This is a genomic window from Colwellia sp. 12G3 (assembly GCF_002836775.1).
Lineage (GTDB): Bacteria > Pseudomonadota > Gammaproteobacteria > Enterobacterales > Alteromonadaceae > Colwellia.
On record NZ_PJAQ01000068.1, the window covers coordinates 292,114 to 315,348 of the forward strand.

Annotated in this window: 17 protein-coding genes; 14 read left to right on the forward strand and 3 right to left on the reverse strand. The window is 37.0% G+C overall.

Features of this window, described 5'->3' with window-relative positions; genetic code table 11:
- Nucleotides 1-381 precede the first annotated feature (381 nt).
- Complete coding sequence (locus tag CXF71_RS18880) at nt 382-1,212, forward strand: RMD1 family protein (protein WP_101234484.1); 831 nt, start codon at nt 382-384, stop codon at nt 1,210-1,212.
- Between the two features lie 94 nt (nt 1,213-1,306).
- Here CXF71_RS18880 and speB read toward each other — a convergent pair whose 3' ends face one another.
- The 3 genes from speB to astB form a co-directional block, all read right to left on the reverse strand.
- Complete coding sequence (gene speB / locus CXF71_RS18885; RefSeq protein WP_101234485.1) at nt 1,307-2,257, reverse strand: agmatinase; 951 nt, start codon at nt 2,255-2,257, stop codon at nt 1,307-1,309.
- A 12-nt stretch (nt 2,258-2,269) separates the two neighbouring features.
- Entirely contained in the window at nt 2,270-4,183 is a 1,914-nt protein-coding gene (gene speA / locus CXF71_RS18890; protein WP_101234486.1) for a biosynthetic arginine decarboxylase, read from the reverse strand.
- A 692-nt stretch (nt 4,184-4,875) separates the two neighbouring features.
- Entirely contained in the window at nt 4,876-6,213 is a 1,338-nt protein-coding gene (gene astB, locus CXF71_RS18895) for an N-succinylarginine dihydrolase (protein WP_101234487.1), read from the reverse strand.
- A 263-nt stretch (nt 6,214-6,476) separates the two neighbouring features.
- Between astB and ltaE the strand changes: the two genes are divergently transcribed.
- From ltaE to CXF71_RS18965, 13 genes are all read left to right on the forward strand, one after another.
- Nucleotides 6,477-7,487: a low-specificity L-threonine aldolase gene (ltaE, locus tag CXF71_RS18900; protein WP_101234488.1), complete on the forward strand. Its 1,011-nt coding sequence runs from the start codon at nt 6,477-6,479 to the stop codon at nt 7,485-7,487.
- Between the two features lie 224 nt (nt 7,488-7,711).
- Nucleotides 7,712-8,974, forward strand: a complete 1,263-nt coding sequence (locus CXF71_RS18905; RefSeq protein ID WP_101234489.1) for an ABC transporter substrate-binding protein — start codon at nt 7,712-7,714, stop codon at nt 8,972-8,974.
- Between the two features lie 50 nt (nt 8,975-9,024).
- Nucleotides 9,025-11,703, forward strand: a complete 2,679-nt coding sequence (locus tag CXF71_RS18910) for an ATP-binding protein (RefSeq protein ID WP_101234490.1) — start codon at nt 9,025-9,027, stop codon at nt 11,701-11,703.
- A 656-nt stretch (nt 11,704-12,359) separates the two neighbouring features.
- Nucleotides 12,360-13,241, forward strand: coding sequence for a LysR substrate-binding domain-containing protein (locus CXF71_RS18915; RefSeq protein WP_232771573.1), 882 nt, complete (start codon nt 12,360-12,362; stop codon nt 13,239-13,241).
- 123 nt (nt 13,242-13,364) lie between these two features.
- Nucleotides 13,365-13,877, forward strand: a complete 513-nt coding sequence (locus tag CXF71_RS18920; RefSeq protein ID WP_101234491.1) for a hypothetical protein — start codon at nt 13,365-13,367, stop codon at nt 13,875-13,877.
- 606 nt (nt 13,878-14,483) lie between these two features.
- The gene (locus CXF71_RS18930) at nt 14,484-14,960 is read left to right on the forward strand and encodes an EAL domain-containing protein (protein WP_101234493.1); all 477 of its coding nucleotides are present in this window, start codon (nt 14,484-14,486) and stop codon (nt 14,958-14,960) included.
- Between the two features lie 250 nt (nt 14,961-15,210).
- A complete protein-coding gene (locus CXF71_RS18935; RefSeq protein ID WP_101234494.1) occupies nt 15,211-16,353 on the forward strand; it encodes a sensor histidine kinase in 1,143 nt (380 codons plus the stop codon).
- Nucleotides 16,350-17,159, forward strand: coding sequence for a LytR/AlgR family response regulator transcription factor (locus tag CXF71_RS18940; RefSeq protein WP_101234495.1), 810 nt, complete (start codon nt 16,350-16,352; stop codon nt 17,157-17,159). The genes CXF71_RS18935 and CXF71_RS18940 overlap by 4 nt, the downstream gene beginning before the upstream one ends.
- A 280-nt stretch (nt 17,160-17,439) precedes the next feature.
- Nucleotides 17,440-18,699, forward strand: coding sequence for an efflux RND transporter periplasmic adaptor subunit (locus CXF71_RS18945; protein ID WP_101234496.1), 1,260 nt, complete (start codon nt 17,440-17,442; stop codon nt 18,697-18,699).
- 68 nt (nt 18,700-18,767) lie between these two features.
- On the forward strand, nt 18,768-19,577 hold the full coding sequence (locus CXF71_RS18950; RefSeq protein WP_101234497.1) for an ABC transporter ATP-binding protein: 810 nt from the start codon (nt 18,768-18,770) through the stop codon (nt 19,575-19,577).
- Nucleotides 19,577-22,054: an ABC transporter permease gene (locus CXF71_RS18955; RefSeq protein ID WP_101234498.1), complete on the forward strand. Its 2,478-nt coding sequence runs from the start codon at nt 19,577-19,579 to the stop codon at nt 22,052-22,054. Before CXF71_RS18950 ends, CXF71_RS18955 begins: the two co-directional genes overlap by 1 nt.
- Before the next feature lie 218 nt (nt 22,055-22,272).
- Nucleotides 22,273-22,890, forward strand: coding sequence for a cytochrome c oxidase subunit 3 family protein (locus CXF71_RS18960; protein ID WP_101234499.1), 618 nt, complete (start codon nt 22,273-22,275; stop codon nt 22,888-22,890).
- 9 nt (nt 22,891-22,899) lie between these two features.
- Nucleotides 22,900-23,154 carry a cytochrome C oxidase subunit IV family protein gene (locus CXF71_RS18965; protein WP_101234500.1) on the forward strand — a complete coding sequence of 85 codons (255 nt, stop codon included), beginning with the start codon at nt 22,900-22,902 and terminating at the stop codon, nt 23,152-23,154.
- Nucleotides 23,155-23,235: the final 81 nt, after the last annotated feature.

The window sequence follows — 23,235 nt, forward strand, 5'->3', positions numbered from 1 at the left end:
AACGTTATACGTGATTTAATCCTGTCATATAGCTAAGCTACGGCTTTACAAAAGTAATGATCTCAAAGGTTATGTGTTTAAATTGTATACCGTTATCCTTATTGATTTATACGTAATTATTTTTGTCAACAACAACAAAATAATGCGTTTGATGTTTTTTGATTGGCGCTCATACTACATAAAATTTTATTTTGTTTTTATTATGTTAAACACCACTATTGTTATTGATAACCCAACAGACTGGGAACCCTATTTAAAATCTGAGCAGGTCATAACCTTTGAGCTATACATAATAATTATGAGTGAATTTTTACGAAGAATAGAACAGCGCAAAAATTCAACAAATTAATATAATAGATAAACACTACTTTGGTAATAAATATGAGCACTAATAACATAACACCCACTCCAGAAGAAGCCGTTTCTTTCAGCCACGATAGGTTATCCGTTTACAACCTTTGTGATGATGCTTCTGATGATTTAATCGCAATTGATAAGTCTATTACTGAACGAGGTGTCCGGTACAGAGATGCCATACAAGTTGTTTTACCAACAGGAGAATATTGGCTCTTTGACTATGGCGTGATTGTCTTTTGGGGTGTAGGTGAAGATGAACGTCAAGCGTTAATCAATCGTTTACTTCGCCGCGATAAGAGCAAGTCTCAAAATATAGAAGAACATTTTCGTTTTACTTTTACAAGTAACATTAAAATAAGTAAAGACACGATCAATTTGCCTGACGAAAATCCCCTCACACGCCTAGCAATCAGCCATGCATTAGCGCAATCAATTAAACTAATGGAATATGAACTGAAAGCTCAAAACACTATCGCTGATTATTCTCATTTGCCAGAAGCATTAGCAAAAACAGGTAAAATAGCACTAAACCGAAAAGATATTGCGAAAATAAGAGGTACCTTATTTAGTACCAAAAGCGATATTATTTTGCACTATGGATTATTAGATACGCCTGATTTTTTCTGGGAATATCCGGAATTTGAAGCCATTTATAATGCCGTTGTTCGTTACTTAGAAATTCATCAACGGGTGGATTTATTGTCTAAAAAATTAGCAACTATTCATGAATTATTTGAGATGTTAGCCGATGAACAAAAACACCAACATTCGTCATTTTTAGAGTGGATTATTATTGTACTAATCGCTATCGAAATTGTTATCTATTTTGCTGAAGAAATAAGGAAAGTAACCTAGCTCAATTCATTGTAAATTTTATTCTAAAAAATCATCTTTGGTATCAAATGGCAATGAGTTCAATAGGTTTTATTGAACTCATTGCTCATTGTAGTTACGCCACTTTTTCGCTGCTTTTATTTGCTAATTTATGCTTAACCGTCCACAAATGCATTAACTCTACACCTATTGTTGCCGCAGCGAGTGCCGTTATTTCACTATTATCATAGCTTGGCGCTACCTCAACTACATCCATACCAACAAGATTTAGGCCTGATAATCCTCTTAAAATTTTAAGCACTTTATCTGTGGTCATCCCACCACAAACAGGTGTTCCTGTACCTGGTGCATATGCAGGGTCTAAACAGTCAATATCAAAGGTTAGATACACGGGTAAATCTTTCACTCGCTCGAGTATCTGCTTAGTTATTTCTTCAACAGACATATCATTGGCTTGTGACGCATCAATCACCTCAAAACCATGATTTTTCTTTTTATAATTAGTACGGATACCAATTTGTATTGATGAATCTTGATCAATTAGCCCTTCATTAGGCGCATGAAAAAACATAGTGCCGTGGTCATATTGGCTGCCATTACTGTACGTATCGGTATGGGCATCAAAGTGCACTAACGCCAATTTTCCAAATTTCTGAGCATAAGCTCTTAACAAAGGTAGGGTAACGAAATGATCACCACCAAGCGCTAAAATAGTTTTGTTAGCGGCGAGTAGTTGTGAAGCTGCAGATTCAACTACATCACAAAATTGTGCCGCATCACCACAGCTATAAACTAAATCGCCAGCATCAACTATTTTAACATGACGCGTTAAGCTAAACGGCCAAGGAAACCGCTTTCCTTCCCACGCTAAGTTGACTGACGCATGACGAATAGCTGTAGGTCCCATTCGAGCACCTGAACGGCCTGTTGTCGCCATATCAAAAGGCAGCCCTAATATCACAATGTCCGCATCACTATGAACAGGGTCGGTTGCCAAAGGCTGCCGCAAAAATGTCATAGCATTGGAATATATTGAATTATCTTCTTGCAGAAAAATATTTTTCATCTTGCTTTCCTACTAAAAGTCTTCTAAATAAGTGTAACCACTGAGCCCTGCGGCTAGCTCCGCGTATATCTCTTTTCGTTCGCCTTCAGGCAACTTAGCATTCACTAAATATTTATACGTATTTTTGAATTCTTCAGCATCCAAATGTACATAATTGAGCATATCTTCAACCGTATCACCTTCATTCATTTCAACAATATCGATTTCACCACTTTCATCCAACGACACCACGGCACTATGCGTATCCCCAAATAGGTTATGCATATCGCCCAATATTTCTTGGTAAGCACCAACGAGGAAAAAACCTAGATAATAGGGTTCATCTTGTCGCCACTCAGGCACCAACAAGGTGCTTTCTATACCTTGACCGTCAACATATTGATCAATAGTACCGTCCGAATCACAAGTAATATCAAGTAAAATAGCGCGTTTTTTGTCTTTGCTATCTAATCGATTTAATGGCAACACCGGAAAAACCTGATCGATTCCCCACGCATCAGGTAAAGACTGAAATAAGGAGAAATTAACGAAGTACTTAGCCGCTAACTTTTCCATTAAATCGTCTACTATAGGCCGATGAAAGCGGTTTTTGACATCCATTAACTGGTTCAATTCATAACAAATACGTAAATTAATTTGCTCCGCCCATGCTCGTTGAGACAAATTGACGAGTCCTAACGCAAATTGATGATGTACTTCACTGAGATCATTTTGAGTATCATGATAAATTTCGATTAACGCTCTATCATCAACCCCTTCACGTAACTGTTGCAATGACCTCCACATGTTATTCAGTAATATATTATCGTTACTGTCTAGTGGTGCTAATTGCTCAGGCGTGTAGCTTTCCGCGCCAATCACATTGGAAATTAATACTGCGTGATGGGCTGTTAGAGAACGGCCAGACTCAGAAATGATCATTGGCATTGGCTGCTCATATGTCTTACAAATATCACCAATGGTATAGACGATGTTATTCGCGTATTCGGCTAAGCTATAATTCATAGAATTATGAGACTGGCTGCGCGTGCCATCATAATCAACGGCTAAGCCCCCCCCAACGTCCATACACGTTATATTTGCACCAAGTTGGCGTAACTCGCAATAAAATCTGGCTGCTTCACTGACGCCTAACCTCACATCTCTGATGTTGGCAATTTGTGACCCCAGATGAAAATGTACCAAGATCAAGGTATGTAACTTGTCTTCTTTTTTTAAAACGTCAATGACTTTAATAATTTGTGAGGCTGATAAACCAAATTTCGATTTTTCACCACCACTTGCTTGCCACTTACCTTTCCCTTGTGAAGCCAGGCGAACACGGATGCCAAGCCTAGGCTCAACATTTAGCTTTTTCGCTTCGGCTAAAACCATTTCAAGTTCAGACATTTTTTCTAAAACGATATGAACTTTGTGTCCTAGTTTTTCACCGATCAACGCTAAACGAACATATTCTCTGTCTTTATAACCATTACAAACAATCACTGACGACACTTTGTCAGCTAGTGCCAAAACGGCAAGTAATTCAGCCTTGCTACCCGCTTCTAAACCCAGCTGCTGTACTTCTTTATTAAACTGACTCGCCAGTATTTCATTCACAACCTCTCGTTGTTGATTTACTTTGATCGGATAAACCAACAAGTACTTTTCATCATAGCCATATTGTTCAATGGCACTATTAAACGCTTCACACAAGCTATTAACTCGATGGTGAAGTATTTGAGGGAAACGTACTAAAATAGGCAAGGACAAGCCTTTTTCTGCTATTTTTTCGACAATAGTGCTTAAATTTACCGTCAGCTGAGGGTTATCATGGACAGGAGCTACATAAACATCACCACCGTCATTAATACCATAATACCCTTGACTCCAATGGCGTACGTTATAACAGGCTCTAACATCGTCGAGTGAGGAGATTTCTTTCATTTTCTTTCCTTTGGCTGTAGAGGTTGCATTCAGTGCGAATACAGCACCCACCTAATTAAGCGTATTAGAGTAAAGTCGCGCTTCAAAGTCCAACAAATAAAAAATGACTAGACGATAAAATATTTTGCACAGCCAATCTACCTTGATGTGCATTTAAAGGCGTTACTCGATTCAAAATAGCTTAGCCAGGATAAATATATGAATATTACACCCTCTAAACTTGAAAGCGCTGGAGATGGGGACCTTGGTATTAAAGAGTTTCAACCTAAGTATTAATGCGCTATTTAAATTATTAGCTCAAAAACTCGTAGGGCTAATATTCTATTTAAATCTGTTATTCATGAGGTTAGATCACACAAGTAGTAGTTTCATTAATACCACGTAGCTGCCTTGTAATCAGTAGATCGCCAGTTAGATTTCGGCACTCGGCACTATTCATTCCAAAGGAAGAAACGAAACATTAATAGCAATGTTAAGTTTTTTTTTCGCCCCCAGAAAAGTAAAATGAGTTACTGATTGAATCAGTAACTCATGCAAGCCAAGTCATTCCATTAAGTTAGCCCACTTGTGCTGGTTAAAATATCCCAAAGCGGCGCTGCTCTCAATCTCCATCTATTGGCCAATAAAACAATCTATCCTTGAATTATTTTGCTGCCCACAACAAGATCACAAGCTTAATGGAATTGGTATTCCTATTGCTGAAATCTATAAACAGAGCCTAAATTCAAAAGTTGGGTAAGCTCATCTAACGCAAATCTTGATTCAATCAATAATTGCGGATCCCTTAAATCATCAATAATTAATTTGTCACGGTAATGTTTATTAACCCATTCAACTAGTTGCTCATAAAGAGTGTTTGTCATTATACATGAGGAATTCACTGCGCATAATTCCTGCTCTGTCAGCGCTACTCTCAATCTTAAACATGCAGGACCACCACCATTTTTCATACTTTCGTTAACATCAAAAAAATGAATGTTATTTATAGGGTTATTGGCAGCAATTAAAGTCTGTAAATAATCATACACTCTAGTATTCTCGCGGCAATGCATAGGCGCAATAATGGCCATGGAGCCATCTTGTAGCGTGATTATTTGAGTATTAAATAAGTATGTACTCACAGCATCTTTTATCGAAACTTGCTCTGTAGAGACTTCAATCAAATGAAGATTGTCACCCTTAAATTTATCTACAACTTCGGCTTTAAAGGAAGCATTATTTAAATACGCTTGTTCATGATAAAAGAGTACATTCTGGTTACCCACTGAAATAACATCATTATGAAAAACACCTTGATCAATCACATCAGGGTTTTGTTGAACAAAAATAGCGTTGTTATCAGTTATTCCATGCAATCTTGCTATCGCCTGACTTGCTTCAAAGGTTTGTCTTGCTGGATATTTCTGTGGTCTAGGTTTATTTTTATCAAAAGCGTAACGACCAAAAGTAAAAATTTCTACTCCTCTTTCTCCATAGTCTGCACATAGTCGCGTATGGTTCGCTGCACCTTCATCACCAAAGTGTTCATTGTCATTCAAATGTTGATGATGCTGAAAATACCTTTCATCACAAAAGATAGCTTTAAGTATATTGCTAGTGGTCTTAGGCTCTAAGGAACGATGAAATTTATTCGCTAAATTCGCCGCTGTAAAATGAACTTTATTGTTTGATGTATCTGCCGAAGGAGATACGGTTGCCGCATTAGCCGTCCACATAGTTGAGGCAGAACAGCAAGATGCTAGTAGCGTAGGTGATGCTTTGTATGCTGCAGACAATATTTGTGCATCACTCCCATGAAAGCCTAACCTTTTTAATGTATAAATGTCCGGCCGCTCTTGCGGAGCGAATACGCCCTGACTTAATCCTAAATCACAGAGAGATTTCATTTTTTTAAGGCCCTGCAAAGCAGCGTTTTTAGGGCTTGAAGTGTTCTTAGCACTTGAAACTGAAGCTACATTTCCCTCAGATAGCCCCGCGTAGTTATGTGTAGGACCAACCAACCCATCAAAGTTCACTTCAATATTTTTCATTTACAGCTCAATATTTTGATAATATATATACAATAAGCAAAATATAAGCCGTTATAATTAACGAACAACATATCAATAACTTAAATGCATCTATAAGCTTTTGCAGTTGATCTCGCATCATATTTAATGCACTAAAATACCCATAGGAGACTATTTTAGTGCATTAAATATCGAGTGAAAATATAGGCCCTTATTTATCTATATTTTACGCTTGCATAACCGTTTATACTTTATTGTTCTTACTCCCTTATATGGATTCTTCTATGATTGATTTTCGCTCTGACACAGTAACTAGACCTTGTTCAAAAATGCGTGATGCAATGGCTCAGGCTGAAGTCGGTGATGATGTTTATGGTGACGACCCAACGGTAAATGAATTAGAGCAATGGTCAGCGAAGCGTCATGGCTTTGAAGCGGCACTATTTTGTAGCTCAGGTACCCAAGCAAATTTATTAGCTCTTATGGCGCATTGTGAGCGTGGTGACGAGTATTTATGTGGGCAACAAGCCCATAATTACAAATTTGAAGGGGGTGGTGCTGCGGTGCTTGGCTCGATTCAGCCACAACCCATAGAAAATGAAAAAGATGGCACTATTAGCTTAACTAAGCTTGAACAAGCAATTAAGCCAGATGATTCTCATTTTGCCCGCACAACACTTGTCAGTATTGAAAATACCATTAATGGCAAAGTACTACCGTTAAGCTATTTGGCAGAACTTCGAACCTTTGTTAACAAACATCAATTAAGTTTACATTTAGACGGGGCGCGAGTTTATAACGCCGCGACGGCATTAGACGTCGACATCACTGAAATAGCACAACATTTTGACACTATGTCTGTATGCTTATCTAAAGGTTTAGGAGCACCTATTGGCTCATTGTTGTTAGGTCCTACCGATTTAATAGTCAAGGCTCGTCGCTGGAGAAAAGTGCTCGGTGGTGGAATGCGTCAAGCTGGTATTCTTTGCGCTGCAGCGAAAATCGCCTTAACCCAAAACGTCGATAAACTTAAAATTGACCACGAGAATGCCCAGTATCTAGCGCATCAGCTTAATAGTATTGCAGGCTTTGATGTTAACGTTGAGCAGGTAAGTACCAACATGGTATTTGTTAAGGTCGATAAATCTATCGATATTTATGCCGCAGCTACAGCGCTAAAAGCACAAGATATTATCATATCACCGAGTGAACATATGCGTTTGGTGACCCATTTAGATATTAGTAAAACAGATATCGATAGCTTTATTACAGCATTAAAGGCGGTGCTAATTTAATTCTATCTCCAATGCTTTATTTCGATCACCTAACTGCCCCTAGTTGCCCGTATTACTGAAAAGATGCTAAAGCTAGGGTCAAGTTATACAGAATGTAATCATTGCATCAACTAGTCCTGTATTTATCTACCGTTTAATCATTAACATAAATCTACTCATAATTAGATTATTTGAAACCATTATCTATACTCGATATATCAAATTAATTACATACGATAAATCAAATGGATAAGTCTCGTAGAAATGCAATTAAGAAAATAGCACTTAGCGGTGTCGCTGGGATAGCGATTGCAAAAGCACCCTATGTATTTGCACGCAATAAAGTGACCTTACGAATATTAGGCACCCATGTAACGTTGCAAGAAGAACTAAGACAAAAAGCCATGGAAGATCTTGGTATTCACTTGATTTTTGAACCTAAAGGTAGCGCTGCCGTTTTACAAAAAGCGTCAATGTTCCCGCAATCGTTTGACTTATATGAACAATGGTCAAATAGCATTAACGTACTATGGCGTTCTGGCGCTATCCAAGGCATCGATAAACGAAGAATTACCCATTGGGATGAAATAAATGACTTAACCAAAACAGGTAAAATCACCCCCTCCGCAAGAATCGGGGATGGCGATGCTCCTTACAAATTATTGCATATCCAAAAAAACAATCAATTAGGCGAAAACCACACTAATGATATAAGTTTTTTACCTTACGTTCACAATGTTGACTCCTTTGGTTACAACACTGATGTTATTAAAAAAGGTATACCTTACGAAACTGAAAGTTGGGGCTGGCTATTAGACGAAAAATACAGTGGTCGTGTCGGCATTATAAATGCTCCAACCATTGGTCTTTTTGATCTAGCGCTTGCAGCGCAAGCGAACAACCTCATGTCCTTTGAAAATATTGGGGCAATGACAAAGTTAGAATTAGATCAGTTGTTTGGCATACTCATTGGTTTAAAACAATCTGGTCACTTCAGTGGTTTATGGACGTCTGTGCCTGAATCGGTTCAATATATGAAATCTGGCCGAGTGGTGATAGAAAGTATGTTCTCTCCTGCCGTATCGTCGCTTAATGGTATGAATGTCCCGGTGACTTACGCTGCACCTAAAGAGGGCTATCGTGGCTGGCACGGTGTTATGTGCTTATCCAAAGCGACAACAGGAAAAGTAAAAGATGCTGCATATGACTACATGAATTGGTGGCTGTCGGGCTGGCCAGGTGCCTATATTGCAAGACAGGGATATTATATTTCCAACCCGCAACGTGCTTCTCGTTATTTATCCTCACAAGAATGGGATTATTGGTATAACGGCAAGCCAGCTGCAGCAGATTTTAAAGGGACTGATAATAAAATATCTGTCTATAAAGGTGATATTCGCTCAGGCGGAAGTTACCAGAAAAGGTTTAGCAATGTTGCTGTCTGGAATACCGTTATGCCTACCTATGATTATAGTATTCAAAAGTGGTATGAATTCGTCAACGCTTAAAAATTACGTTTCAATAAATTGTCATGAGAATAAAGCTAATGGTGCCATAAATGTTTCGAAGCTTAAAATTACAATTAATTATTTCATTAACTATCATTATTTTACTTTTTATTGGACAAGAGTACGTTTCTTATCAAAGTCAAAAACTCTTAGCTACCGGGTTAGCATCTAGCCAAAAAATAGCTGAAGGTGTTGTCCAAGTAAAAACATTAGAAAAAGATGTTTTGGATTTACAACGAAATGTTCTTATTTATAAGGAAAATAAGGGCTCTTCTGTATTGAAGCGATTAAATGACATTATGACGTCTGTCACCCACAAATTAGATATCACTACCCTCTTTATCAAAAAAAATAACATTGGCGCCGATCAAGAAATAGCGATAAACAGTATGCGTAATCACTTGAAGGATTACCGTGAAAATTTTGATTCAGTTGTCTTACTTCTTAATAAAAAAAATGAATTATTTCATGAAAAAATAGTAGACCGACTGAGTATTTTGAAAACTATTACCACAGAAGTGTCTAATGACATAAAGCCCAATCAACCTATTCAATTAACTCTAAATAATAATAAAATTGACGATTTAACGTTAGAATTACAGCTTGCTGCTTATGAGTATTTTTTACTATCTGATGCGGAACGTACCCTAAACTTCCAAAACACGCTAAACACGCTAAACACTAAGATAAAGCCACTTAACATCGACGTATTAAACGCTAGTTTAGCGGCGATATCTGCTGATTTTCTTTTATTAACACAAGTCACTAGAAATTATAATTACCTGGTAAATGTTGTTATGTCAGGCTCTGCAAACGAATTTTTATATTTAGCAAAAAATCTTAGTGATGTTGCATTACAACACCTAAATACCAGTAATTCAAACCTTAATACTGTTATAGACGAATCAATTTTTCACGGTAATATTATGTTTGTTATAGGAATATTACTTACTAGCATTATCACAATATACGCCCTTAATAGACTTATCTTTCCTATACAAAAAGTGACAAAAGTATTCGATACTCTCGCAGCAAATAAAGAACTTCACGAACAACTTGAAGTAGACCGTGATGATGAAATAGGCCAATTAATAAAGTCTGCAAGTATCTTTCAATTAAAAAACCAACAAACAAATGACTTATTAATAAAGTCGCAACGGTTCAATGAACAACTCGTTGCATCACAGGAAAAAGCGGAAAAGGCAACACAATCAAAGAGTATATTTTTAGCAAACATGAGCCATGAAATTCGCACTCCAATGAATGGTATTATCGGTTTAACGGACTTACTGAGCTTAAAGGAACTCGATGAAGAAGAGCGTGATTATGTTGATAAAATTCGTTATTCCTCTAATATTTTAATGAGCGTTATTAATGACATATTAGACTTTTCAAAAATTGAAGCAGGGAAAATAGACATTGAAAAAGTCCCTTTTGAACCAATAAAAATATTTGAAAATGTTATTGAAGCTATCACGATAAAAGCGGCTGAAAAGAATATAAATGTTCGCTGTTTAATTCCTTATGACATGCCAAAACAATTTATTGGAGATCCGGTTAGGTTTAGTCAAATTTTACTCAACTTAGGTAATAATGCCGTTAAATTTACTCACTCTGGCGCTATAACCTTCGATGTAAAAGTCACAGAAGAACATAAAGAACACCTCATAATTCTCGTTGATATCAGTGATACCGGTATTGGGGTAAGCGACGCCCAACAAAAAAATATTTTTAACGATTTCACTCAAGCTGATGATTCAACAAACAGAAAATTCGGTGGTACCGGCTTAGGGCTCAGTATTTCAAAACAATTGGCAGAATTAATGGCGGGAGAAATATCGTTAACATCAACACTTAATCAGGGCAGTACATTTAGTGTCTTAATGCCTTTTGAATTAGTTGCTCAATCGATAGTGCAACCTTTGCCTGCTGCCAACATAAATAAATTATTCATTTGGAATATTGGCGATTATGTTGCAATCATTAAAAATAATTTCACTGCTTATTATTCAAGTATTGAACAGGTAGATACGAACAGTAATTTTATTGAAGAAAAGCAGTGGGCTAAAAATGAAGTGTTAGTAATAAACCTCAGCGGCAAGTTATCACAACATCAATTAGCCACCATCAAGGTCTTATTACAAGATAATATTAAAGTAGGCTTCTGCTGTGATGCTCACGCATTGACTGCTTGTTCGGCCATAAATAACTTTGTAAACCAACCTAAAATTCATCATCCATTATTGCCCAGTAAGTTAAAACGCTTTAATGATGAGCTATTACACTTAAATGAGGCTCAAGCTACACAGTCAAAAAAACCAACGGCCATTGTTACTACCCCGCAATATAAGGGTCACGTATTAATCGTTGAAGATAATACAATCAACCAAATGGTAGCGAGGAAGATCATTATGAGTTTTGGTTTAACTTATGATATTGCAGAGGATGGTCAGCAGGCCGTTACCAAGGTTCTTAATTCCCCTGATTATGATTTGATTTTTATGGATGTTCAAATGCCTATTATGGATGGCTATGAAGCGACACGTACAATTCGAGCAGCAAAATTAAACAAGCTGATAATCTGTGGTTTGTCTGCGAATGCAATGGCGTCTGATATTGAAAAAGGTAAATCATCAGGAATGAATGACTATATAACAAAACCAATTTCACAAAATGACGTCCAAAGAATATTGCATAAATACTTAACTGCTTCATCACATTTGGACTAAAAAATAATAACCTCATAAACCTACCATGATGAATGCATGCTTATTAAATAATACTCCACATGAGTAAGTGAATTAATTAGTAAGTGAATTAATTTAACCCATTACGTTAAATTATTTCGTTTGCTGAGTTCAAGGTAAAAAATTACTATGATCTTGTTTTCTGAATCTCCCCGATTCTTTTAGAACACTTAAGTACATTGTTTAATTTGATTCACTTATAGGACATCTTTTGATGTCCTTTTTTTTTATGCTAATTTTTACTTAGGCTGATAGTTATATTAAATAATGTTCTACATGATAAGTGAAATAATTTAACCCATTGAGTTAAGTTATTTCGTTTGCTGAATTTAAGTGAAAAAATTACTATGATCTTGTTTTCTGAATCTTCCCCGATTCTTTTAGAACACTTAAGTATATTGTTTAATTTGATTCACTTAAAGGACATCTTTTGATGTCCTTTTTTTTATGCTGATTTTACTTAGGCAACAACTATTTAGTTAAAAAATCCAAAACGGTGCAATCCTCCTGAAACGGTGCAAACAAAAAGATATATCTTATTCTTAAACACACCATTTACTATAGAATCAATAGGTTAAAAGTAGGCACGAGTATTGCTCCTTATATTTGTCGTCATCTATATAATTTTAACTATGCCTATTCAAACACCAATACGTGGCTTACGTTCATTTTGCGTCGCCTCAAAATGCTTAAGTTTTAAACACGCAGCAGCACAATTATTTTTAACTCCGTCAGCGGTTAGTCACCAAATAAAGCAATTAGAAGAACAATTAGGCTTTATGCTATTCAAAAGAAACACCCGCTCAATTGAACTAACAAGTTCAGGTAAACAGTTTTACCAATCTATACAGCCGATAATTCACCAATTGGAATCGACCATATCGGAATTTACCCACAATCAACAAAATCAAACCATTGTCATTAGTTTGCCCGAGTTTTTTGCCAGTGAATTATTTATTCCTCGCTTAAGTGAATGGTCTGAAAAGAATCCAACAATCAATCTTCAATTAGAGACGGTAAAAGCTGGCAGTGAACCATCGCAAATTGCCGATCTATCTATTGTATTAGCCAATGGAAAACCAAATGCAAGTATCGTCCAGGAACTATTCCCAATTCGTTATGCTGCTGCTTGTAATAAAAAACTCTATAAAAAATTAAAAAACACTGGCTTTAAAGCACTAAAAAGCACACCGCTAATATTGCATAGGTCCCGACCTTGGTCATGGCACCAATGGGCTGAAAACTTAGACGTGGACGATTTCGATCCTAAACAAATTATACAATTTGATAGCATGTTTGGTGTCGCTCGCGCAGCGCAACAAGGCATGGGAATAGCATTGGTTCCTTTACCTATGAGTAAAACATGGTTTAGTGAACAGTTATTAGTTAAGTTATTTGACGAAGAACTCAATACCAATGATCGCTATTATTTAATTCAACATGAAAATATGGAGAGCAAAGTAGAGTTAACCTTATTTGCTGACTGGGTTAAAGAAACCTTCACCGCTGAATACTTATAGATGGCTATTTCATACGTGAAATTAATTCATGCAATGAGTGTTTTTTAATAGTTTGTCAGAGATATGAAAATTCCTTAAATTAAATGTGTATCAGGTGATACGCATTTTAACTGGAGAATTAACATGACAACTAAATCTATAATTTTTAACACCCTTTTAGCAAGCATTGCATTAGCTACACCTATCTCGGCTTTGGCTAGCGGTCTAGCATTAAAAGTTGCCGTAATTAAAGATACTATCGGTAGTAAAAACATTATGGCTGGTGATTCCGCAACAGGAATAAAAAGACTGACACGAATCAATATGGCTGAACAAACTTTCGAAAATAACATGAGCTTATGTGTCGCATATATACAGTCGAATAACGTACTTAAATCAGAATCAGCTTGTTCTGCAGCAATTAAAAGTACTAAATCAATGCCACTCCATAATGAACAAGCCATTTATCTTAAATCGCTTAGCTATAGCAATAGAGGGATTTCACGTTACTTCAGTGATGACTTATCCGGTGCGATTGATGATTTAACAACGGCCATATCAATTAACTCAAATCCGATAACTAAAAGTAATTTAAGGCTTGTTACTGGTCTTTCTGTTGAGCCTAATGAATCAACAGCTAGCTTACTTACCGATTAAAACTTCGTACCTAATGATTAACTGGAGCACTAAAATGTTTAACAAAATAGTAAAAACCTTCCATTGCATAAGCTTATTTATTGACGAAATAAAACATGTCTCAATAAGTCAGTGGGATGTAGAACATAAAGAAGAGAGCGGGAATAGCAACAACACACCTCAATAAAGGTAAAATATGGTTAAATTAATACTTAGCGTAGCAACATCTATATTGAGCCTAAAATAGTGCTTAGTGTCAAACCCACATTTATAGATGTTGCCCTTTTAACAACGGTGAAAATCCTATTTATCCCTTCAACAATATCACCTACAACGACAAATAAGGTAAGTTGAGGCATAAAATCATACTGTTCATTCAACATAAAGATAAATCTACCGTATTTTACCGGCCCATTCAGTAGTAAGGCCCCAAATTGATTTATCACTCACCTTTCGCTTACGTATAAACAAGCTCAACGATAAAAGTAAAACCGAGTGAGTCATAGCACGGCTACTATAACTTGATAACACTCGCTAACATTCACCAACCACAAATAGCATTAAAATGAATAATTTATTCATAAGTCGCTATATTTACCTCATCATTTTTATTAATGTTAATCTGCTGTGCAACTAGCACAAGCTAATTTCATCAAAAGGTTGCAATATACGTTAGAGGAAACACAATGTCAGCCTAATTGGTTAGAGGTTGAGCAAACTGAAAGTTGGATCATGAACAACCCTGAAGAAAACATTAGTGTGCTTAATAAGCTAAAAGAATTAGGCGTTTATTTATCTTTAGATGATTTTGGTACAGCGTACTCATCGCTAAGCCAAATTGGACGTTTACCCCTTGATGTTTTAAAAATTGATAAAAGCTTTATCGATAACTGTGTAAAAAAAAATCAAGATCACATGATTGTTCGCACCATTATTCAACTTGGTCATAATTTAAATATGAAAGTTATTGCTGAGGGGGTTGAAGATGAAGAGCAAAGAGATCTATTAATCGCTGAAGGCTGTGATGAATATCAAGGATACCTCTTTTCCAAACCCGTCGCTGCCGAACAATTTGTCGAGACATTGAATAAAAAGAAGGAGTAATATTAAAATATTTGACAAAAAACAGGCGATATATCCCTCTGTTTGGCAACTCAAGTGACTTTCAATATTAACGACTGCACACAGGACGTTTATACTTCATCGTATATTCCCTCCTTCTATCTTACATTTTTTGCATTTAATCGCTTGCCGCTGTCCACTCTTTGATAAGTTAGGTAAGCTAATCAACTACTCACCCAAATAGATAAATTCATTACCATTTAATCTGCCAATAAAGCGATGATTTAACTGCATGAAAAATAGAATGATAAAAAAGAAAGAACAAACACATTATGTTAAAAGCCTAGGGGTTTTATTACTCGCGATATGGCTTGGTTTGGCATTTTTCACCTTGTTATCACAAGTTTCAAGTTGGCTAACCAGTCACCATTATACAATGAGTTTTGTTTCACATTTAACCTTCTTCACCACCAAAATTTGGTTACCTTGGCTGGCGTTAACCCCTATGGTACTTTGGTTAGCATTAAAATTTCCGATAAGACCAGAAAACTGGCTTAAAGCCATGTTAACCCATGCGTTATTCTTACTGTTATTGTCGCTTACCGCGGGTTTATTGATCAGTTTTCATTATCATTTTTTCACTGATATGGCAGCTGGAATGGAAGGCTATCAACCTTGGCAACATATAGGACACTTTCTTTTTGGTGATAATTTATTTCTCTTTAATACCATTATTTACACTATTTTAATCACTCATATAAATATTAAAAATTTTTCCCAAATAGCCCAGCAAAAGGCATTAATTGCCAGTGAGTTAAATCGTCAGCTTATTGAGTCTCAGCTGCAAACATTAAAGATGCAAATTAACCCTCACTTCTTATTTAATACCCTCAATGTTATTTCGGTATTGGTGCTTAAAGAGGAAAATAAACAAGCCAATGCCATGATAAATAAGCTAAGTAGCTTTTTTCGATACTCTCTGGATGAAAAAGATCGACAGTGGCTACCGCTTAAAAAAGAACTGCAACATGTTGAACAATACCTCGCCATTGAACAAATTCGTTTTGGCGAACGTATTCATATAGTTCAGGAATATGACGAGCAAATAATGTCTACCCCTATACCGGCAATGTTACTGCAACCGCTTATTGAAAATGCTATGCAACATGGGCTCGAAGCAAAAGCTGGCCAAGTAACCTTAATTATTCGCTGTCAACGCCAGCAAGACTATTTAGCTATTGATATTATCGACGACGGCGCAGGTTGCGACTTTACTGGGGCATCCTTTAAAGAAGGCATTGGCTTGAGTAATGTAAAAGGCAGGTTGCAGCGTTTATATGGTAATGAGTATCAATTTACCTTGAATTCAAATAACAATAACGGCGTAACTGTATCCTTAAAGCTCCCTATAAATCCTAGTGAGGCAATGCAATGACAATAAGCGTATTGATTGTTGATGATGAACCTCTTGCAAGAGAAGGGGTCTCTTTACGCCTGCAACAAGAAGCGGATATCGAAATCATTGGCGAGTGTGAAAATGGCAGTGATGCCATTAGAGCTATTTTATCGTTACAGCCAGACCTGGTTTTTCTCGATATAAAAATGCCAACCGTAAACGGTTTTGATGTAGTTAATGCTGTCGGTGCTGACCATATGCCGCCGGTAATATTTTTAACTGCTTATGATGAATATGCTATTGATGCTTTTAACAGTCACGCAATCGACTACCTATTAAAACCGATAGATGATGACCGTTTTAAAGAAAGTCTCAAACACGCTCGCGCACAAATATTAAAAAATACCATTGCTGAGCGTAGTGAACAACTCACGCAATTACTCAGTCAAACAAATCCGTCACAAAAACTACCGACAAATACTTCAGCTATTGGTACAAGTGGTAATCAACAACACAAGCGTTTAGTTATCAGGGCAAGCGGCCACGTTTACTTACTTGAAGCGAGTGATATCTATTGGGTTGAAGCCGAAGGTGATTATGTCAGTGTGCATACCCCACAAAAGTCTCACTTGGTTCGCGATACCATGAAAAACATGGAGCAGCGTTTAACAGAGCAAGGTTTTCAGCGTGTCCATAGATCTAGCATAGTCAACTTACACTATGTCAGAGAGTTAATTAGCTTAGACAGCGGTGATTATCAAATTATATTGCGCGATAATACCAGCGTAAAACTAAGTAGAAATTATCGTGACGCCCTCTATCAACGACTCAATGCAGAGCCTTAATAGCTTAGACTGAAGATAACTTTGAACCAAGATAGCGCCTGATTTAACCCCTAAGTATTGATGCTTGGGGTAATATAATTACTAACTATTCTTATCACTGTCCTCCTTATCAGTACTTCAATTCAATAACTCACTTAGCTGTTTTCATCGAATCACCGAAGCAAATTTTAATCGCTTAAAATCGCAGCTTAACGACAACATATTGAAGCTCAGCGAATGCAGTCCGCATCAGAAATAAAAACAGTTAGTCTAGCTTTATCTTGAATAGACAGGCTAACTCATGCAAACAATACTTGAATCACAAAGCGAGACTAAAAAACCACTTAAGCATTACTTGGCTTTACTCACCGCTGTTATTAGCTCAGTGGCTCTAGCCGGTTTTTACTCTTTTGATAATGTTAATAACCAGCAAGCTGAAGTGTCGGTCAGCGACCTTACTATAGCCACAGTAAAGTCGGGTGATTTCATTGTAGATGTTAGAGCCCCTGGCAACCTTATTGCCAAGAACAGACAGTGGCTATCAGCTAGAGTTAGTGCCAAAGTAATTAAACGTGTGCTAGAGCCTGGCGCTATCGTAAATCCTGATAGCATTATCCTTCAACTTTCCTCTCCAGAATTATTACAAGAATATAAGCGGGAACAAATACAGTTTAAGGTGGTTAACGCACAACTAGCTGCGCTAAAAGAACAGCAAATTACCGAACAGCAAAAGAAGCATGCAGAAGTACAAGTGCTCACGGTGGAATTACAACAAGCCACCGCAGATGCCGCCGCTAAAAAGAGCCTGCGAGCAAATAATATCATCCCTATCTACCAATACAATGAAGCACAACTCCGCGAAAAGAAGCTGCTATTGCAACTTGAAATAGCAAGATTTGAATTGACCCAACTACCAAGGTTACAGGCTAGCTTATTAAATGTTGAGCAGGCAAAAGTCGAGCAACAACAATTACAAGTCAGCTTATTACACGAACAAGTTGACTTGCTTAACGTACGCGCAGAAATTGCCGGCATATTACAAAGTATTGCGGTAGAAGAAGGCCAAGAAGTATCACAAGGCATGGAATTAGCGCGAGTTGCCGATCAACACAGTTTAAAGGCTGAACTGAGAGTACAAGAGAGCCAAGCTAAAGATATCAAAATAGGTCAAATTGTTGAAATAGATACACGTCGCAGCAAAATTTCAGGTGTTATCTCTCGCATTGATCCTGCCGTTATCGGTGGCACGGTAACGGTTGATGTGGAACTGCCTAAACAACTTCCTACAGAGGCTCGTCCTGACCTAAGAGTTAATGGCACCATTGAAGTTATGCGCCTAGAACAAGTATTACTGCTAGATAAACCTAGTCACTGGAAAGATACCCAGAGCGCCTATTTATACAAACTTAGCAGTGACTCACTCGCAGTAAAAACGAAAGTTAATATCGGCGCAATATCTGCCAACTCAATTCAATTATTAGACGGTATTCAACAAGGCGATCAAGTGATCATGTCCGATATAGCTCATTTACAGCAATACTCGCAGCTAATTATTAATTAAGACCTATAACCCAAAATTATAAATAAAAAATCAGCACAAACTATAATCATAAAAAATGGATGACAATAATGACTAATCAAAAAGCACTCATCAAAATTACACAATTAAGTAAAGTTTATCAAAATGTTAACACTGGCAGTAATTCAAAAGGATTGTCACAAAACCCATCAGAAGATAAATCATCAAACAATGGAAAAACCCAGGCACTAAATAATATAAACCTCACCATAAACCAAGGTGACTACCTCGCTATTCAAGGTCCATCTGGTGGAGGTAAGTCAACCTTGTTATCAATTATAGGTCTATTAGATAATGCCAGTAGTGGTGATTATTACCTGAGTGATGTTTGTGTTTCCAAATTATCTGCAACGCAAATGGCCAAAGTGAGAAATAGAGAAATTGGCTTCATATTTCAAGACTTTAATTTAATCGGTGATATGACAGTAAGTCAAAATGTTGAACTGCCCTTGATTTATCGCGGCGTAAAAAAGGCCGAAAGAAAAGCTAAGGTGGCAGAGGTACTTAAGCGAGTGAATATGTCTGAGCGAGCAGAGCATTTACCCAATCAATTATCCGGTGGTCAACAGCAAAGAGTCGCAGTTGCTCGTGCTTTGGTTGGCAAGCCAACACTATTACTTGCCGATGAGCCTACAGGTAACCTTGATTCAACTAATGGCGACTCGGTAATGCAATTACTGAGTGAACTTAACCAGCAAGGCGTAACTATTTGCATGGTAACCCATGATAGCCGTTATGCGCATTTTGCTAAAAACACACTTAATTTATTCGATGGTAAAGTGGTCAGTAATGTCAGCACTAATGATGAACAAATATCACCAAAGCAAGCAATCCCTAGCGCAATGATCCTAGGAGCATAATGATGTCAAACCAAGACACAATAGCAAATAATTTTATCGAGAACATACTGATAGATATGCGTTACGCTATCACACGCTTTATCGCTCAGCCGGTAATCACTTTGACCATCATCTTAACATTGGCATTAAGTATTGGTGCCACCACGGCAATTTTTTCAGTCGTTAATGGTTTACTGTTCCAAGCAACCCCTTTTAAAGATAGTGAGCAGCTAGTCATACTTGAGCAAAAAGATCTGTCCACACAGCAAAGCTATGGTTTTTCTGCCAGTGAGTTAATGGATTATCAACAACAAGCTAACTCCTTTGAAAACATTGCTGAATATCACAATATGACCTTTACCATGTATGGGCATAACGATCCTATTCGAGTGAGAACAGGTGTCGTCTCTACTGATTTTTTTACTATGCTAAATTTAACGCCTATCTTAGGCAGAACGTTCACTGAAGCAGAAGATGATATTGGTGCTGAGCCTTTAGTTATATTGACTTATGAGTTTTGGCAGAAAGAGTTTAATGGCAGTGAGTCAGTTATTAATCAAGCGGTAGAGTTTAATAATCGCAGTCACAAAATTATTGGTGTATTGCCAAAATTCCCACAATTTGTTGATGAAAATGATGTCTTTATGGCAATCCCTTCTTGCCCGTGGCGCAGTGGTGAACACGCCTTAGCTAATCGCAGCATGCGTATGATGACAAGTTTTGCCAAAATAAAACCGGGCTATACCTTTGAACAAGTTAATAAAGAAATTAGCGAAATCGCCAAAGGGTTGAGCAAGTCATATCCTGAGGCCTATGCTGATGGCGCTGATATTAGTGCGAGTGCGTTATCATTACACGATGAGTTGGTGCGCAGCAGTCGTCCTTACTTATATACTTTATTAGCAACGACTTTATTGTTGTTTATTATTGCCTCAGCCAATGTTACTAACCTAACGTTATCACAGCATGCCAAACGTAAACGTGAATTTGCCGTTAGAGCCTCATTAGGCGCAAGTAAGTTAAGGATCATGCAATTATTGCTTACCGAAAGTTTGTTACTGTCGCTAATCGGTGGCGGCCTAGGTTTACTGCTGGCCTTTTTTACACTCGATGTTCTAAAAGACATCGTCAGTCAGTTTAGTAGTCTTGCTAGTGAAATTACTATCGATAGCAAAGTAATGTCGTTTAGCGTAATTATTGCGATTATCTCAGGTATTATTAGTGGCCTAGCGCCAAGTTTCACTAAAGTGAATTTAGTCAGTTCATTAAAAGAAGGCGGAAAATCTTCTTATTCAACAGACCATGGCATCTTAAGAAATGGCTTACTAATCTGTCAATTTTCGCTATCTCTTATGTTATTAATTTCTGCTGGTTTAACCATTAAAAGCTTAAGTAATTTACAAAGCATTGATGTCGGTTTTACTTCAGAAAAAGTCGCCATTTCTCAAATTGATTTAAACTGGACGGTTTATAGTAATGCGCAAGAAAGATGGCAAATAGCTGAACAAATACTGCAAGAAGTCCGTAAATTACCTTACCTCGGTAGTTCAGCACTGAGCATGACTTACCCAAATGATACTGTCGCTGCGAGTTACAACAATATTAACGAAGCCGTACAACTTGATGATCGCGACTATAACCCCGATGATATTTTGAGTAATTCGTTTGTTCGTCCTATCACGGACGGTTACTTTAAAACCCTTGATAGTCAAATACTGTTCGGCCGTAGTTTCAGTCAATATGATGATAGTGCAGCTGCAAATGTCGTCATTATTAATGAGAAGCTTGCTAAACAGTGGTGGCCTAATGAAAGTGCGATTAATCACAGCATATCCTTAGACAAAGGTGAAAACTGGTTCACTATTGTTGGCATTGTTGAAAATATCCATGAGCAAGGTGCTGATGTCGCGCCAAGCTTTCAAATTTATGCACCTATGGCACAAGCGGCTACACCACATATTGCCATATTGGCAAAATATAATACTGACAGTGATTTAGCTAATTTTAACCAAGACATTAAAAATATTATTGGCCAATTAGATAATCGTCAGCCCATATCTAAGTTTGAAAGCTTGCAACAAGCAGCCGATAATGCGCTAGCGCTGCAAAACTTTCTCGCGCAACTGTTAAGCATATTTTCACTCTTAGCATTACTAATTACAGTGAGCGGTGTTAGTGGTGTAATAAGTTACATGGTGAACTTACGTACCCGAGAAATTGGCATAAGAATGGCAATAGGCGCAACTAAGTTAAACGTCATCACGTTAATATTGTTTTACGGCATTAAATTGACCTTAGCAGGCCTATTCTTAGGTGGAATTGCTGCTTACTTTAGCGGTAACTGGCTCAGTCAGCAGCTTTTTGATATTAATGCTTTTGATGTGGTTATTTATGCCTCTACCTTTTCAGTCTTATTATTAATTTCAATTCTGGCTTGTTTACTGCCAGCTTGGCGAGCAAGCTCTATTGCACCGATGAAAGCGTTAAAGAGTAACTGATAACATCTCCTCATTAGCATTGCATAATAACTGAAAAGTTATTCTGAAATGCTAATAGCTGCATTAACTATTCATAGATAATAACTTGAGCAATATGACGATTTCGATCATATTGTCTCGCTCATAGATTGGATATAATTAGGATAAAGTATAAAGCCACTTAATCTAAGTTGTTAAGTGGCTGCTCGCGAATAGATAATTGCACGGCAGGAAACATAATGAATAGTCACCCGATAAAAAATTCACTTGGTATTTTTCCAAAATCATGGAGTGAAGAACATGCAGGAAGAATTCCCGGTAATATTCCGATCTGGGTAGGGATACTTTCAGAGCTAACAGAGTTTGGTATTTTTTTTGCTGCGTATTTTATTGCTAAATTTTATTACCCCGATACCTTTACCCAAGGTCCTCAAAGTTTACACACTTCATTGGGTGTTACTAATACCATTGTATTATTGTCTTCTAGCTACTTTATGGCCAAAGCCATGTCTTTTATAAGGGTAAATAATAAAATTAAATGTGAGCGATATTTATGGTTGGCATTAAGTTGTGGTGTGTTGTATTTGATCATTAAAACTTGGGAGTTTCACTGGAATACGCTACAGGGTTTTAGTGCCAATACTAATGAATTTTTTACCGTTTATTACTATATGACCTTTAACCATTTTATTCATGTTGGCTGGGCTTCATGTGCCATATTGTGGGTGATATTTCGTTTAAGACGTGGTGCTTATTCATCAACAGAGCATTCAGGCTTAGAAGCGTTGGCCGTGTATTGGCATATGATCGATTTAATGTGGATTCTTATTTTCCCATTATTATATGTACTTAGGTAGGAAATGATAATGAAACATCCAATAAAATTAGAATACTATTTAGCTGCATTAATAGTAATAACATTACTTAATACCTTTTTGGGCGAAAAATTTTCTTCAACAACGTTAGTGAGTATATTGATTGCAATAACAGTAACTTATAAAGGTTTTATCGTTATAGATCACTTTATGGAGCTAAAAGGCGCAAATAAGAACTTACGTTTTTTAATGCGACTCTACTTTGTTATTTTCCCTTCACTAATAATTGTGAGTGCTTTTTATTAAACTATTAGATTCTGAAGCAAAGACGTAAAACGATTGCAGATTTAAAGTTGAAATTAGACATCCGCGCAGGGCTTGATTAGA